The following is a 15,159-nucleotide window of genomic DNA, read 5'->3' on the forward strand; positions in this document are numbered from 1 at the left end:
TCATCAAACCCGAGCGCACCCAGCGTTCAATGGCGGTATGGGTCGCACTTGTCACTTTTGCGCATCAGGTTGTCAGCATTGCGCGCGCGCCACTGCCGCGCTGCCGCCAGACTGGTAAAAAACCACCAGGAGAGAACAATGCTGACCCATCCCGCTGAGAAATACTGTCCATCCCCGCTGATTACCCTGCCCGATCGCCAGTGGCCTGCCCGTCAGATCACGCAGGCACCGCGCTGGCTGGCGACCGATCTGCGCGACGGTAATCAGGCGCTGGCGCAGCCGATGGATCGCGCCCGCAAAATGGAATTCTGGGCACTGCTGCTGCGCTGTGGCTTTAAAGAGATTGAGGTTGCCTTTCCCTCCGCCTCGCAGACCGATTTTGATTTTGTCCGCGATCTGATTGAACAGCGCCGGATTCCTGATGACGTGACCTTGCAGGTACTGACCCAGGCGCGCCACGATCTGATTGAGCGCACCTTCGAAGCATTGCAGGGCGCGCCACGGGCGATTGTGCATCTGTATAACGCCACCGCCCCGCTGTTCCGTGAGCGCGTGTTTAAACAGAGCAAAGCGGAGATTGTGGCGCTGGCAACGGCCGGTGCGCAGCAGATCCGCGCCGCCTGCGAGGCGCAGCCAGAGACGGCATGGACCTTTGAGTATTCGCCGGAAACCTTCTGTTTTACTGAAATGCCGTTTGCACTGGAGATTTGTGACGCGGTGGCCGATATCTGGCAGCCAGCTGCCGATCGTCCGATGATCATCAACCTGCCCGCCACGGTGGAGGTCAACACGCCCAACGTTTATGCCGACCAGATTGAGCTGTTTTGCCGCCAGTTCAGCCGCCGTGATGCGGTCTGTATCAGCGTGCATCCACACAACGATCGCGGTACCGGCGTCGCCTGTGCCGAGCTGGCGCTGCTGGCGGGCGCAGACCGGGTCGAAGGCTGCCTGTTTGGTAACGGCGAGCGCACCGGCAATGTCGATCTGGTGACGCTGGCGCTCAATCTCTACACCCAGGGCGTGGCACCGCAGCTGGATTTCAGTCAGATGAGTGAGGTGATCGAGGTGGTGACCCGCTGTAATCAACTGCCGGTCCATCCGCGCCATCCTTATGCCGGTGAGCTGGTGTTTACCGCCTTCTCCGGTTCGCATCAGGACGCGATCCGTAAAGGATTCGCCTGGCGTGCCAGCCAGCCGGAAGCCCGCTGGCAGATGCCCTACCTGCCGCTCGATCCGGCCGATATCGGCTGCAGCTATGAAGCGGTGATCCGCGTGAACAGCCAGTCAGGCAAAGGCGGGGCTGCCTGGCTGCTGGAGCAAAATCACGGCTTGCAGTTGCCGCGCGGCTTACAGCAGGATTTCAGCCGCTGCGTACAGCAGCACACCGATCGTCACGGCGGCGAAATGACGCATTACGCGCTGTGGCAGCTGTTTTGCCGTCACTATGGCGTGGACCAGCCGAGGCTGCAGTTGCTGAATGCCCGCAGCCAGAGCGACAGCGGTGGCGAGACGACGCTTAACGCCAGCGTCAGCGATCGGTCGCGTACCCTGACGTTACAGGGCCGTGGCAATGGCTGGCTGTCGGCCGGCGTGAATGCCCTGCGCCACTGCTTCGACCTGTCGCTGACCATTGAGGATTATCACGAGCACACGCTGGGTAAACGCAGCGAGAGCCGCTCGGTCGCCTACATCAGTTGTCTGGACGCCAGTGGCAACCGCTACTGGGGCGTGAGCATCGATAATGATACGGCGCGCGCCGCACTGCAGGCGCTGTTTAATGCGGCGAGTCGTTTGAGGGAAAATAGTCCGTCGGCGCCACGCCCAGCAGGCGACGAAACATCGCGCTGAAGGCACTCGGACTCTCATAGCCGAGATCCAGCGCCACCTGCAGCACCGAATCGCCCTGTGCCAGCCGCGTCAGGGCGATGGCGAGACGGGCGCGCCGGACCCAGTCGCTGAACTGCAGGCCGGTTTCGCGGCTGAAGTGGCGCGCCAGCGTGCGTCCTGAGACGTTGAGGCTGTCGCTGGCACGCTGCAGCGTCCAGCTCTCGCCAGGCGTCTGCTGAATGCGGTCACACAGCGCCTGCAAGCGGGGACTGTGTGGCGCTGGCAGCGCAAACGGCAGCACGTCCATGCCGCGAATTTCATCCAGTATTAACTCCACGATCCGTTCAGCCCGACTGTCAGCCGTATAGGCGTCTGGCAGGCTCAGCGCGCTGACAATCAGCTCGCGCAGCAGTGGGGTAATTTGCACCACCTGGCAACTGGCGGGCAGATCGGCGCGCGCCAGCGGATGGATAAACAGCGTACGGGCCGCCACCCTGCCGGTGATCTGCAGCGCATGACGGGTGAAGGCCGGGAGCCAGACGCCACGACTAGGTGGCACAATCCAGCTGCCATACTCGGTTTCGACCCGCACCACGCCGCTCAACGTGTGGATCAGCTGGGCGCAATCATGCTGGTGCCACGGCTCGCTGGCACCGTGCGCATAATCATGCGCCAGCGGCACCAGCGGACGCTGGCTGAAGTCAAAACCCGGCGGACAACTCATTGCGCCTTCAGATAGCGATAAACCACCGCCAGATCCTGTTCGCCGAGGCCGTCATCCACCGCCTGCTGCCAGAAATCTGCAATATTTGCCAGTGCTGGCAGTGGCGTGTCGGAGGCTTCCAGCGCCAGCCGCGCATCTTTCAGCGCCCAGACCAGATTCATCTGCGGGGTGTAGTCGTCGCTGGCGATCATGCCCAGCTTCATTTTTGCATAGGGTGCTGCCAGCGGACCGCCCTCCAGCACCTGCCACAGGTCGTCGGTCGAGAAACCAAACTGCGCCGCCAGTTGGGTGCTCTCCGCCAGGCTCTGCATCATGCCGATTAGCCAGCTGTTGATCACCAGTTTCATGCGCGAACTTTTGCCCGCCTCGCCCAGCCACTGCGTGCCTTTACCAATCGCAGCGAATACCGTTTCCGCGGCGGCGGCGCGGCTGCGATCGCCACTGGCCAGCACCAGAATCTGGGCATTTTCCGCCGGCGCTTTGGTGCCGGAGACCGGCGCATCAATAAACAGCATATCGCCGCGCGCTTCAGCGAATAACGCGATCAGCGCGTCGGTTTTTTCCACGCCAATGGTGCCCATCTGACACAGGATGGCACCCGATTTAAACGCATCCTGACTCTGCTGCAGCACCTGCCCGGTGGTCTCACCATCCGACAGCATCGCAATCACTACATCTGCCTGCGCCACGGCCTCCGCAGGGGAATCGGCCAGCTGCAATCCGGCGTCCAGCAGATCCTCGCCGCGCGCGCGGGTACGGTTCCAGCCATGAACCTTAAAACCTTTCTTCAGCAGGTTGGCGGCAAACGCGTGCCCCATTGCACCCAATCCCAGAACCGCCACTTCAGGTTGTTGACTCATGCTGACTCCCTTTGATCATTATCGAGGTGATGCGGCACCACCCCGCAGGCATGGGCGCATCATGGGTAAAAAAGGCCGTCCCCAGCCTGGCGGCAAATGGCCAAAAAATCCAGCGTAACAGCACGAGGAACCACTGGAGAATGCGGCAGTGGCGCTGCAATTCCCCGCAGAGAATATCCCTGGCGTCAGTACAATCTCTTTTTTTGCGTCCATGAAACAGGTTCAGGTTTGCCGCAGGCAATCGGGACGGGGAATATTCCGCATTCCGGTACAGACTCATTTTGCGTACTGCCACCCCAGAACTATGCTTTATTCACTTTCATTTCTGAGAGCGCCCCTTATGCAGCAATTTGATCCGCAGATGCTTCTGTTACTTTATTTCGTATTACCCGTCTGGCTTATTGCTGGCTTTGCCGACTGGATCTGTCATCGGGCGACCGATATTGAAAACACCACCGGCCTGAAAGAAACCTGGATCCATATTCTGATGTTTTTAGAGATGGGGCTGCCGTTATTGTCGGCCCTGTTTTTAGAAGTGAATGCGCTGGTGTTCGCCTTTATGATTGTGCTGTTTTTCTGTCACGAAGCCACCGCGCTGTGGGATGTCAGCTACGCGGTGACGGCGCGCGAGGTCAAGCCGATCGAGCAGCATATTCACAGTTTTCTTGAGATGGTGCCGCTGATGGCGCTGCTGCTGGTTATTTCACGGCACTGGTCGCAGTTCCAGGCGTTATTTGGTTTCGGCGATGAGCGCCCCGTTTTGAGCTGATGTGGCGCGCCGATCCGCTGCCAACCGGTTATATTATTTTCGTGCTGTCCGCTATTTTCCTGCTGGAGATGCTGCCCTATCTGGAAGAGTACTGGCGCGGTAAAAAAGCGCGTAAGCGTGCCGCGAATAAAGCCGCAGCCGGCGATTAATCCCGCAGTCTGCTGACGGTGGTTATTTGCGCACAGCAGACGAGCAGAAAATAAAATAACCGCTGTCGGCCGCAGAACCGATATAACAGAGGCTGCGGCTGCGCGGCGTCGGGTGAACGGAATAAGCCTGACGACACGTAAAGATCTATACCAGAACCCGGCAAAGCATTACCATACGCGCCAATTGTTCCAGCTGGTTCATTATTCATCTTTTTCAGGCCGCTAAAAATGAAAATAACGTTACTGCGTCAGGCGACGCTGCCGCTGTTGATCCTGCCCGCCCTGTTTCCGCTTTCGCTGCTGGCAGAAGAGAATGACAACACCCTGGTGGTCAGCGCGACCCCGTCCGAGAGCGGCCTGAATGTGCTCGACACGCCCGCCGCGGTCAGTGTGGTCAGCGGTGAGGAGATGCGTCAGGCCGCGCCACGCGTCAACCTGTCGGAAAATCTCAGCAGCGTGCCCGGCCTGCAGATCCAGAACAGACAGAATTACGCCCAGGACCTGCAGCTGTCGATTCGCGGCTTTGGCTCACGCTCGACCTATGGCGTGCGCGGTTTACGCATCTACGTCGACGGCATTCCGGCCACCATGCCGGACGGCCAGGCGCAAACCTCGAATATCGATATCGGTTCAATCGACCATGTTGAAGTCTTGCGCGGGCCGTTTTCCGCGCTGTACGGCAACGCCTCTGGCGGCGTGGTGAATGTCACCACCCAGGCCGGGCAACAGCCACCCACGCTGGAGGCCAGCAGCTGGTACGGCAGCTATGGCAGCTGGCGCAACAGCGTCAAAGCCAGTGGCGCGACCGGCGACGGCAGCCACGCCGGTGATGTGAACTACACCGTTTCCGCCTCACGCTTTACCACTCACGGCTACCGTGATCACAGTTCAGCGCAGAAAAATCTGGGCAATGCCCGGCTCGGGGTGCGGATTAATGATGTCAGCAGCTTAACGCTGCTGTTCAACAGCGTGCATATTGATGCGCAGGACCCGGGCGGGCTGACGCCGTCCCAGTGGCGCGACAACCCGCGCCAGGTGGTAAGCAACGTTTCGCTCTACAATACCCGTAAAACTGTCGATCAGACCCAGGGCGGCCTGCACTACCAGCGTCAGATGAGTGAAAACGACGATCTCAGCGTGATGGTGTATGCCGGTGTACGCGAAACCACCCAGTTTCAGTCGATTCCCGCCAGTGTTCAGAGCAGTCCCAGCCATCCCGGCGGCGTAATCGACCTGACCCGCCACTATCAGGGTATTGATACCCGCTGGACGCACCGCGACATGCTGCTGTCGATTCCGGTGACCCTGACCGGCGGCCTCGATTACGAAACCATGACGGAGCGACGTAAAGGCTACGAGAACTTCACCGTCAGCAACGGCGTGACCCATTTTGGCGATCAGGGCAACCTGCGCCGCAATGAGCGTAACCTGATGTGGAACCTCGATCCCTATCTGCAGACCGCCTGGCAACTGACCGATAAGCTGTCGCTGGATGCCGGCGTGCGCTTCAGCACCGTCAATTTCGACTCCAATGACTTCTACGTTGGTAACGGCAACGGTGACGACAGCGGCAATGCCCGTTATCACAAATGGCTGCCAGCGGCGTCGCTGAAATATGCATTTGATCCCGGCTGGAACGCCTATCTCTCGGCCGGTCGCGGCTTTGAAACCCCGACCATCAATGAACTATCTTACCGTTCAGATCGCCAGTCAGGCCTGAATCTTGGTCTGAAACCAGCCACCAGCGACACGCTGGAGATCGGCAGTAAGAAACGGATTGGCAATGGCCTGGTGAGTGCAGCGCTGTTTCAGACCGATACCCAGGATGAAATTGTCGCTGATGCCAGCAGCGGCGGACGTACCACCTATAAAAACGCCGGAGAAACCCGACGTCGCGGGCTGGAGTTAGCGCTGGATCAGCAGTTTGGCTGGGACTGGCAGTTGAAAATGGCTTATACCCTGCTGGATGCGCGCTATCGCAGCAACGCCTGTGGCAGCGACAGTTGCGACGGCAACCGCATTCCGGGCATCGCCCGCAATATGCTCTACGCCGGACTGGGCTATGTGCCGGAACAGGGATTCTATGCCGGAGCTGAAATGCGCTATCTGAGTCAGATCGCCGCCGACGATCAGAATGACGTCAAAACGCCGTCCTACACCGTCGTCGCGCTGAACAGCGGCTATAAATGGCAGGTCAGTGACTGGACGCTGGATCTGTTTGGTCGGGTCGATAATCTGTTTGACCGGGAGTACGTCGGGTCGGTGATCGTCAATGAGAGCAATGGCCGCTACTTCGAGTCGGCACCCGGCCGCAATTACAGCGTCGGATTAACGCTGGGTTACGCTTTCCGCTAATCTGCCCGCGGGCCGCCCCGTGCGCGGCCCGCCTGAGGTATTACCCTTCAGCGCTGAGCTTCGCCATAATATCAGCGCTGCTGCCGGTCTCGCCTAACCGTGGGAAGATCAGGTTCACGCTATTGTTGTGCGTATTGAGGTCCAAATCGGTCATCGCATCTGTCGCCAGCGTGACGTTGTAACCGAGCTCGTACGCCTGACGTGCGGTCGATTCCACCCCAATACTGGTGGCGATGCCACAGATAACGACCTGCGTAATTCCGCGTTTCTGCAGCTCTTCATGCAGTGGCGTCGCATGAAACGCGCCCCAGGTTTTTTTGGTAATGGTCAGATCGTTCTGCTGAGGCGTCATCTCCGGCACCAGTGTCGCCCAGTCAGCCGGCAGTTCGCCGCCATGACGCGCCTGCTCAGTCCGACCCGGCGCTCCGCCCGCTACGTTAACCAGTACTACTGGCAGATCGCTGGCACGAAACGCCTGTGCCAGGCGCGCGCAGTGTTCAATCACCGGCTGCGGCTGATGGACCAGCGGCAGCGCAACGATGCCATGCTGCAGATCAATAACAATCAGCGCCGTTTTCGCATCAAGTGTGGTTACAGCCATATCGGTTCCTCTCAGGATTTATGTTCAGTCAGTCGTTGAAGTAGTGGAATGGCATCGATCAACTGCTGCCGCTCGACCGCATTTAGCTGCGTCTCAAACGCGCCGATCAGCCAGTCATCACGCCTCGCACGGCTGGACGCTATGACCGCCAGGCAGGCTTCTGTGGGACGATAGCGGGTTTTGCGCCCGTCATGGGGATCGGGCTCACCGGTCACCATGCCCGCGTCCAGCAGCGTTGCCACCGTGGCGCCCATTGACTGGCTGCGGACGCTTTCCGCCGCCGCCAGTTCGGTGACCGTCATCGCCCCATCACGCACCAGATAACCCAGTACGGCCACCTGCGACCAGCTGAGATCGTCGGGTGGCGCGGACTCGCGCAGTCGACGGCCCAGCTTACCCACCAGCATACGCAAAGTGGCAGCAGGTTCGCTTAAATCGCACATCGCCCTTCTCCTCAGGTTTGACGGCCAGTATAGAGATACGAAGGTAAACTGTGTAGTTTAGCCTGGTTTCAATTTGTAAGTTCGGGGCGCTGCAGATAGTGGATCAGGCTATGAAATCGCAGCGGAGTGCTGAGCGGATTACGGTAGCTGTGGGTCACGTCAGCACGGAACTGAAACGCTGCGCCGCGGGGCAGACGCCGCCAGAGATCGCCAACCCCAAGCAGCAGTTCCCCCTCAATCACCACCACCTGCTCAACGCAGCCCGCTTCATGGGGCGAAGAGATGCTTTGTGCGCCGGCGGCCAGTTCAACCGCCAGCAGATCAAACCGCAGTTGCGGATCGTAGGGTAGCAGTGGCTGGACCGACATCTCGGCGTTGGGCTGACTGAACGCCGCAGGGGCGCCAGGCAACGGATTACCGTCGATAAAAAACGAAAACGGCACGTTAAAGCCAGTGGCAATTTTCCACAGCGTCGCCACCGTCGGGCTGGATTCGCCGCGCTCAATCTGGCCCAGCATCGCTTTGCTGACGCCGGTTCGTTCAGCTGTCAGCGTCAGGCTCCAGCCGTTAGCCTGACGTAACTGTCTGAGCGCGTTGCTCAGATGGTGCTGAATGCTCTCCATTTCTGCTCCTGATTCTGGCGCCAGTCCACGTGCTGGCCTTATGGCGGCAGTGTAGCACTTGTGCGTTATAGCGCATCATGCGACCATGTGCGCTATAACGCACAATCTGGCTAACATCATGTCTCAGACTCCTGCTCAACCCCGCCTGACCCTATCGATGCTGGTCTCTGGCTTTGTTGCCGTGCTGGTCGGCTACAGCAGCACCGGCGCGATTGTTTACCAGACTTTTCAGGCGGCCGGCGCGTCGCCCAGCCAAATTGGCGGCTGGCTGGCGGTGCTGGGCATTGCTTTGGGTATTGCCACACTGGGATTATCGCTGCGCTACCGCATGCCGGTGCTGGCCGCCTGGTCAACCCCTGGCGCGGCGCTGCTGGCGACCAGCTTTCACGGTATTTCCCTCAACGAAGCCGTCGGGGTATTTGTCTTCGCCAATCTGCTGATCGTTCTTTCCGGCGTGACTGGCCTGTTTGCCCGCCTGATGAACTTCATTCCCGCCTCGCTGGCGGCTGCGATGCTGGCCGGTATTTTACTGCGCTTTGGCCTGCAGACCTTTGCCGATTTGCAGACCAATTTTGCCCTGTGCGGCAGTATGTGTCTGGCGTGGCTGCTGGCCCGCCGCTGGCTGGCGCGCTACGCCATCCTGATCACCCTGCTGATCGGAACCGGGGTCGCGCTGGCGCAGCAGGCGATCCATTTCCCGCCACAGCCGATTGTGCTGACGCTGCCGCAGCCGGTGATGCCGCATTTTACCCTGACCACGCTGATCGGCATTGGCCTGCCCTATTTTCTGGTGACCATGGCGTCACAGAATGCGCCCGGCATCGCCACGCTACAGGCGCATGGCTACCGACCGCCGGTTTCATCACTGATAAGCTGGACCGGTCTTATCGCGCTGTTACTGGCACCGTTTGGCGGCTTTTCGGTCTGTATTGCTGCCATCACCGCCGCGATCTGCATGAGTGATGAGGTGGATGCCGATCCACAGCGGCGCTGGCGGGCAGCCGCGCTGGCAGGGCTGTTTTATCTGCTGGCGGGTGCGTCCGGTGCGCTGATCGCGGTGTTATTCAGTGCGCTGCCGGCGGTGCTGATACAGGCGCTGGCCGGACTGGCGCTGCTGGCCACGCTGGGCGGCAGCCTGCAACGGGCACTGGATCAGCCAGCTGAGCGCGACAGTGCGCTGATCACCTTTCTGATCACCGCCTCGGGCGTCTCGCTGCTTGGCATCGGCCCGGCGTTCTGGGGGCTGGTCGGCGGCGTACTCGCCCATCTGCTGCTGGTGCGAAAATTACGCTAAGCTGCCGTCCGGGCAGGTTGTTTTTGCGCCAGCCGGTGAAAAAACCGCTGCATTTGGCCCCTTTTCCGCCGTTTGATTTGTCATTGTCCCGCGTAAAATCAACCCAATCGTCGATAACACGCGATTTTCTGCCTCAGACAACGACCGATAAGGGCCCAACAGGTGGCAAAAACTTTTCTGCGCAGCGGTAATTTAGATGCGGTTCTGGCGTTAGGTGAAAATGGCCAGCCGGTCTACGCCTCGGCGCAACAAATTCGTGAGACCCTGCGCCTGCGCCGTCAGCGCGCACTGGCAGACTGCCTGGCCATTCCTCAGGCCAATGAACGGGGCGATCGCCTCGACTGGTATGCGCCCTTCAGCGGCAGGGTAAAATCCTGGCTGGGCGCCAGCGATCATGAACGTCGCGCCGCCCTGCAACACCTCACCGCCTGCCAGCAGGATATGCAGGACCTCAGCACGCGCGCGCGCGCGGCTGAGAATCCGGCGATGCGCCTGTTCGGCGCCTTGCTCAGCAAAAGTCTGCAGTTTCCCGATCAGCAATATGTTTATCTGGTGGATGGCAAACCCGTTATCACCTTCTGGGGCTTTGTCGATGCGCAGGCCCGTAGCCGTGATGACGCGCTGGCCTGCCTGCGCGACACGCTGGAAGAGAGCCTGCCGACCGTGCTGGTTGAGCCACCCGTACCGGTCGCCGAACCGGTCAGCGCCGAGCCGGTTATGGCCGAGCCGCTGCCAGTTGAACCGCAACCCGAAGCGGACCCGGTGGTTGCGTCTGAGCCGCCTGTCGCCGTCACGCCACCAGGGGTAGCTGCCCGTGGTCGTTTCCGGGTCTGGATGATTCTGCCGCCGCTGGCGATTGCCGCTGCCGTGGCGATGACGGTGCTGCTGTACCGCCCGCAACCGGTTCCTGCCCCGTCAGCGATGCCGGCAGTTCAGGCGTCGTTGACACAGAGTAAACCGCCGGCCGTAGTCAATGCCGCCGGGAAACTGGCGGCCTCACTGCCACAGAAACCCGCCACGGTCAACGCCGCCAGCGCGCCGCCCGCGCCCGCGGCTGCTACCCTTGCCAGTGTGGTCACACCGGCCGTGCCAGCCCGGCCTGACGATCTGATTGTTACCCCGGATGCGGTACGCGACGGCCAGGTTGAGGTGATTGATGGCCGCTGGCGCGTTACCATCGGCCCGATGCCAACCCCAACCGGCAAACTTCCGGTGATGCAGTTCCAGTTTAAAAACGGTAAAGGCAGCGTGCAGATTGCCCAGGGCAACACCCGCTGTAAGGCGGATGTCAGTGCGGCAATGACCAGCGCCGGCAATCTGGTGATTGAAAGCCGCTATACCGCCCGATGCGAGAACAAATCCCGCTATCGTATGCCGCTGCTGATCTGCCATGCCAGCATCGGTGCCGCGGTCTGCGAAGCGCAGTATGGTGATGACCGGGTTTTCCCGATGACGATTAAGCGTGAGAGTAAATAAACATGCTGGCTCCCCTGATCGATGACAAACAAAAGATTTCGCTGATTGAAAACAGCGGTGTGCAGTTTCTGGATTTTGGCCTGCAACTCTCTGCGACGCAGGCGCGTCGCCAGTTCGTGCGTCAGACTGCCAATGGCCCGCTGCTGCGGCTGAATGTCGATGGCAACAGTGGTAAGTTCCTGCTCTACCCGGAAGATGGCGGCGCGCCGGAAGTGGTGCGTCCGGAGTCCGATATTGCGCTGGCTGATTCGCTGACTCTGCTCTCTGCCTGCTGGCTGCCGCTGCCGATGCTGCGCTGTGCCAGTGGACGCCGCTTTATCGGCGGACCGGAAAACTGGGCGCGGATGCGTCTGGTGGCGCTGAATGCCCCGGATGCCGCGGGCAATACCCATCGCGTCAGCCTCGCCTTCGATACCCGCTGCGTGGCGGAACAGGATGGCGGCGAAAAGCTGGGTCTGTCGGCGGCCGATGCACAGAATGGCGTGACTTTTGCGCTGGCGTGGCACAACTACGAGCTGGGCGAGTTTCTCGACCACACCTGGGTTGACGGCTGGCTGCGTGAAGCCTTTACCGATCGGGTCTCCGATCGCCGCGAGCAGGCGATTAATCAGGCGCTGCGTGAGTTTGAATATCAGGCGCACTATCTCAATCTGCTGGAGCTGCTGGGCGAGCAACTGAATCTCAGTGAGATCCACATTCAGGCCGCCACACTGCAAACGCCAGCAGTCAATGTCGATATCATTCTGGACGTCGGCAACTCGCATACCTGCGGCATTCTGGTGGAAGATCATCCGGAAGAGAGCAACGGACTCAGGCAGACCTATGAACTGCAGCTGCGTGATTTATCCCAGCCGCACCAGGTCTATAACGAACTGTTTGATAGCAGACTGGAATTTGCCGAAACCCGTTTTGGTAAAGAAAACTTCTCGCTGGAGAGCGGCCGCGAACACGCCTTTATGTGGCCATCGCTGACCCGCGTTGGCCGTGAAGCAAGTCGTCTGGCCCTGCAGCGGGTCGGTCTGGAAGGCAGTACCGGCCTGTCCAGCCCGCGTCGCTATTTGTGGGACGAAGCGCGCTATCAGCCCGGCTGGCGCTTTAACAACGCCGGCGCGCAAACCGAACCGCTGGCCTGTGCCGCGCCCTTCACCACCCTGCTGAACGATGAAGGCCAGCCGCTTTACACGCTGCCGCTCGACGATCGTCTGCCGGTATTTTCTCCGCACTACAGCCGCAGTTCACTGATGACCTTTATGCTGTGCGAACTGCTGGCGCAGGCGATGATGCAGATGAACAGCGCCGCACAGCGCCAGCGGATGCCGCAAAGTCACGCGCCGCGTCAGCTGCGTCATGTGATCCTGACGCTGCCGTCGGCGATGCCGAAACCGGAGCGTGAAATTTTCCGCCGCCGGATGCAGGAGGCGATTGCGCTGGTATGGAAAGCGGAAGGCTGGCTGAGCGATGATGACGATGTTGCGCCATCCCGCCCGCATCAGACCCCGAAACCGTTGCCGGATGTGCAGATGGAGTGGGATGAGGCAACCTGCGGTCAGATGGTCTGGCTGTTTAATGAAACGCAGGTGAACTTTGCCGGACGTGCTGAAGATTTCTTCAGCAGCATGGCCCGTCCGGACCGCCCGCGTGAAGCGGATGAGCTGCCGGGTAAAAGTCTGCGCATTGCCTCGATTGATATCGGCGGCGGTACCACCGATCTCGCCATCACTCAGTATCGTCTGGATGATGGACAGGGAAATAACGTGAAAATCACCCCACGGCTACTGTTCCGTGAAGGCTTCAAAGTGGCGGGTGACGATATCCTGCTGGATGTGATCCAGCTGTGGATCCTGCCCGCGCTGCAACAGCATCTGCAGAAAGCCGGACTGACGCTGGCTGAGCCACTGATGAACAAACTGTTTGGTCACGACAGCCGCATGGACGGTCAGGCTACCCTGCGCCAGCAAGTGACGCTGCAGCTGTTCATTCCGCTGGCGCAGGCGGTGCTGGAGCGCTATGAGAACTGGGACCCGCTGGAGAGCCACGCCGAGATCAACGCACTGTTTGGCGAACTGGTAGAGCAATCGCCTGGCGAGTCGGTGCTGGCCTTTGTCAACGGTGAAATTCAGCGTGAACTGGGCGTGAACAGCCGCTTCGACCTGTTGCAGGTTCCGCTGGTGGTCAGCCTGGCGCAGCTGCACGGCGAATTTATGCAGCATCGGATGGCGATCATTCCGGCGCTACGCTCAATGTGCGAAGTGGTGTCGCTTTACCAGTGCGATGTGCTGCTGCTCACCGGGCGTCCGTCGCGCTTCCCTGGCATCCAGGCGCTGGTTCGCCATCTGCAACCGCTGCCGGGCAGCCGCATCCTGTCGCTGGAGGGCTACCACACCAGCGACTGGTATCCGTTTAACAAACATGGCCGGATCGATAACCCGAAATCCACCGCTGCCGTCGGCGCGATGCTCTGCCTGCTGGCGCTGGATCTGCGCCTCAGCAGCTTCTGGTTCCGCGCCGGGGATTTTGAACCCTATTCCACCATCCGTTACCTCGGCATGCTGGATGAAAACCAGGCCCTGACCGACGAAAACCTCTGCTACAGCGAGATCGACCTCGACGATGCGGGCTTTGCGCTGGATAAGAAAAGCAGTTTCCGTATTCGCGGCAATGTCTGTCTCGGCTTCCGTCAGCTGGATAACGATCGCTGGCCGGCGTCACCGCTCTACAGCCTGACGCTGAACGATGCGACCCTGGCGCGTAAAGTGGCCGGTGAAAGCGTGCTGCGCATCAGGCTGGCGGTGAAAGCGGGTCCCGATGCGCCCGGCCCGGAAACGCTGGTGCTGAGCGATGCGCGGCTGGACGACGGTACCCGCGTGCCGCTGGAGCAGCTGAGTCTGAAACTGAATACCTTGTCGGCCACCGGCAACGCTAATGCGCAGTACTGGATTGACAGCGGGAGCGTATGTAAACGATGAAAGCCCTGAAAACCCGCCAGCCGCAGACGCTGGCCAAACGCCTGACCCTGCTGCAGGAAACGCTGAACGGCAGCCTGAGCTGGATCGAGACTACCCGTGAACAGTCGCCGCGTCTGGCGCTGGAAGCCGATACCCTGACTCTGCAACTGCGTCAGGCGCGGGTGCAGACCCAGGCGCTGGCGCAGCAGGTGGCGCGCCCGGTGACGCTGGCCCTGTTTGGTCAGTCGCAGGCCGGTAAGGCCTGGTTGCTGAATGAGATGGTGGCCGATGCCCAGGGCCAGCTGATGACCCGGCTGGGCGATAAATCGCTCAACTATTTTCAGCACATTAACCCCGGTAATCTCGATTTTGCGACCGCCACGCGCTTCTGTCACCAGCGTGAGCCGCTGTCAGGCGAATGGCCGGTTGAACTGACGCTGCTGACTGATGCCGAGATCGTCCGGCTGGTCATGGCCTGCGCCACCAGCACCGTACCGCCGGATGTGGCGCTAATTGACAGCGGCCTGCAGCGTTTACAACGTCATCGTCTGACCAGCCCGCAGGCCGGTCTGGAGAGCGATGCGCTGGTGACCTTATGGTCATGGTGCCGCCGCCGTCAGCGCTATGATGTCCGCCTCGATCGGCACTTCTGGCCGCAGGCGGTAGAGCTGGCACCCTGGCTAAGCGTCGATGACCGGGTACAGCTGTTTTCGCTGCTGTGGCCAACAGAGCCGGCACTAAACGATACGCTGCGCAGCCTGCTGCACCTGCGCCATCAGCTGCGCAACAGCAGCCGGGTGCTGGCACCGCTCAGCCTGCTGACTGACAGTGCTTTGCTGCCGGCCGAGCAGCTGATTGTGCCCGCCAGCGAGCAGGATCTGCAGCAGACAGTGGAAGTCTGCCCGATGAACGGCAACCGGCCAGGCAAACCGCAAAACGTGGCGCTGGGTTTACTGGCGCTGCTGACGCTGGAAGTGGTGATCCCGCTGAGTTCGACGCCGCGTACCGCACTGTATGATGAAGCCGATATGCTGGAGCTGCCTGCGCCAGGCCAGCCGAACGACAGCGCCGCCCAGGAGATCGTCAGCGCCTG

Annotated in this window: 13 protein-coding genes; 8 read left to right on the forward strand and 5 right to left on the reverse strand. The window is 60.5% G+C overall.

The features are described from left to right. Positions 1-138: 138 nt before the first annotated feature. Positions 139-1,848, forward strand: a complete 1,710-nt coding sequence (gene leuA, locus HA41_RS06500) for a 2-isopropylmalate synthase (RefSeq protein ID WP_094120079.1) — start codon at positions 139-141, stop codon at positions 1,846-1,848. Here the strand turns inward: leuA and HA41_RS06505 are convergent. Together HA41_RS06505 and HA41_RS06510 are read right to left on the reverse strand one after the other, a co-directional pair. After that, positions 1,775-2,551 (reverse strand): AraC family transcriptional regulator, encoded by a 777-nt coding sequence (locus HA41_RS06505; protein WP_094120080.1) that lies wholly within the window; start codon positions 2,549-2,551, stop codon positions 1,775-1,777. The genes leuA and HA41_RS06505 overlap by 74 nt on opposite strands. Continuing rightward, positions 2,548-3,411 carry an NAD(P)-dependent oxidoreductase gene (locus HA41_RS06510; RefSeq protein WP_094120081.1) on the reverse strand — a complete coding sequence of 288 codons (864 nt, stop codon included), beginning with the start codon at positions 3,409-3,411 and terminating at the stop codon, positions 2,548-2,550. Before HA41_RS06510 ends, HA41_RS06505 begins: the two co-directional genes overlap by 4 nt. Positions 3,412-3,559: 148 nt before the next feature. Between HA41_RS06510 and HA41_RS21165 the strand changes: the two genes are divergently transcribed. The 3 genes from HA41_RS21165 to pqqU all read left to right on the forward strand — a co-directional run bounded on the left by HA41_RS21165 (position 3,560) and on the right by pqqU (position 6,684). Next, positions 3,560-4,180: a hypothetical protein gene (locus HA41_RS21165; protein ID WP_208612747.1), complete on the forward strand. Its 621-nt coding sequence runs from the start codon at positions 3,560-3,562 to the stop codon at positions 4,178-4,180. Continuing rightward, positions 4,180-4,329 (forward strand): hypothetical protein, encoded by a 150-nt coding sequence (locus HA41_RS21170; protein ID WP_208612748.1) that lies wholly within the window; start codon positions 4,180-4,182, stop codon positions 4,327-4,329. Before HA41_RS21165 ends, HA41_RS21170 begins: the two co-directional genes overlap by 1 nt. A 228-nt stretch (positions 4,330-4,557) precedes the next feature. Then, positions 4,558-6,684, forward strand: coding sequence for a TonB-dependent receptor PqqU (gene pqqU / locus HA41_RS06520; protein ID WP_094120082.1), 2,127 nt, complete (start codon positions 4,558-4,560; stop codon positions 6,682-6,684). Between the two features lie 40 nt (positions 6,685-6,724). On the opposite strand, the gene HA41_RS06525 is transcribed toward pqqU, so the two are convergent. From HA41_RS06525 to HA41_RS06535, 3 genes are all read right to left on the reverse strand, one after another. Then, on the reverse strand, positions 6,725-7,285 hold the full coding sequence (locus HA41_RS06525; protein WP_094120083.1) for an isochorismatase family protein: 561 nt from the start codon (positions 7,283-7,285) through the stop codon (positions 6,725-6,727). An 11-nt stretch (positions 7,286-7,296) separates the two neighbouring features. After that, a complete protein-coding gene (locus HA41_RS06530; RefSeq protein ID WP_094120084.1) occupies positions 7,297-7,728 on the reverse strand; it encodes a MarR family winged helix-turn-helix transcriptional regulator in 432 nt (143 codons plus the stop codon). Between the two features lie 68 nt (positions 7,729-7,796). Further along, the gene (locus tag HA41_RS06535) at positions 7,797-8,351 is read right to left on the reverse strand and encodes a helix-turn-helix domain-containing protein (protein WP_094120085.1); all 555 of its coding nucleotides are present in this window, start codon (positions 8,349-8,351) and stop codon (positions 7,797-7,799) included. A 118-nt stretch (positions 8,352-8,469) separates the two neighbouring features. Here HA41_RS06535 and HA41_RS06540 point away from each other — a divergent pair, with 118 nt between their 5' ends. From HA41_RS06540 to HA41_RS06555, 4 genes are all read left to right on the forward strand, one after another. Beyond that, complete coding sequence (locus tag HA41_RS06540) at positions 8,470-9,645, forward strand: benzoate/H(+) symporter BenE family transporter (protein ID WP_094120086.1); 1,176 nt, start codon at positions 8,470-8,472, stop codon at positions 9,643-9,645. Between the two features lie 162 nt (positions 9,646-9,807). After that, the gene (locus tag HA41_RS06545; RefSeq protein ID WP_094120087.1) at positions 9,808-11,121 is read left to right on the forward strand and encodes an SrfA family protein; all 1,314 of its coding nucleotides are present in this window, start codon (positions 9,808-9,810) and stop codon (positions 11,119-11,121) included. A 2-nt stretch (positions 11,122-11,123) separates the two neighbouring features. Then, positions 11,124-14,087 carry a virulence factor SrfB gene (locus tag HA41_RS06550; RefSeq protein ID WP_094120088.1) on the forward strand — a complete coding sequence of 988 codons (2,964 nt, stop codon included), beginning with the start codon at positions 11,124-11,126 and terminating at the stop codon, positions 14,085-14,087. After that, positions 14,084-15,159: virulence factor SrfC family protein (locus tag HA41_RS06555; protein ID WP_244175099.1), on the forward strand; the 1,076-nt coding region annotated here is incomplete at its 3' end. The genes HA41_RS06550 and HA41_RS06555, both read left to right, overlap by 4 nt.

The sequence above is a fragment of the Pantoea conspicua genome (assembly GCF_002095315.1).
GTDB lineage: Bacteria > Pseudomonadota > Gammaproteobacteria > Enterobacterales > Enterobacteriaceae > Pantoea > Pantoea conspicua.

Bases quoted from the DNA above. Each gene is read 5' to 3' on its own strand.
- leuA (WP_094120079.1), top strand. From the start codon at position 139: ATGCTGACCCATCCCGCTGAGAAATACTGTCCATCCCCGCTGATTACC.
- HA41_RS06505 (WP_094120080.1), bottom strand. From the start codon at position 2,551: ATGAGTTGTCCGCCGGGTTTTGACTTCAGCCAGCGTCCGCTGGTGCCG.
- HA41_RS06510 (WP_094120081.1), bottom strand. From the start codon at position 3,411: ATGAGTCAACAACCTGAAGTGGCGGTTCTGGGATTGGGTGCAATGGGG.
- HA41_RS21170 (WP_208612748.1), top strand. From the start codon at position 4,180: ATGTGGCGCGCCGATCCGCTGCCAACCGGTTATATTATTTTCGTGCTG.
- pqqU (WP_094120082.1), top strand. From the start codon at position 4,558: ATGAAAATAACGTTACTGCGTCAGGCGACGCTGCCGCTGTTGATCCTG.
- HA41_RS06525 (WP_094120083.1), bottom strand. From the start codon at position 7,285: ATGGCTGTAACCACACTTGATGCGAAAACGGCGCTGATTGTTATTGAT.
- HA41_RS06530 (WP_094120084.1), bottom strand. From the start codon at position 7,728: ATGTGCGATTTAAGCGAACCTGCTGCCACTTTGCGTATGCTGGTGGGT.
- HA41_RS06535 (WP_094120085.1), bottom strand. From the start codon at position 8,351: ATGGAGAGCATTCAGCACCATCTGAGCAACGCGCTCAGACAGTTACGT.
- HA41_RS06540 (WP_094120086.1), top strand. From the start codon at position 8,470: ATGTCTCAGACTCCTGCTCAACCCCGCCTGACCCTATCGATGCTGGTC.
- HA41_RS06550 (WP_094120088.1), top strand. From the start codon at position 11,124: ATGCTGGCTCCCCTGATCGATGACAAACAAAAGATTTCGCTGATTGAA.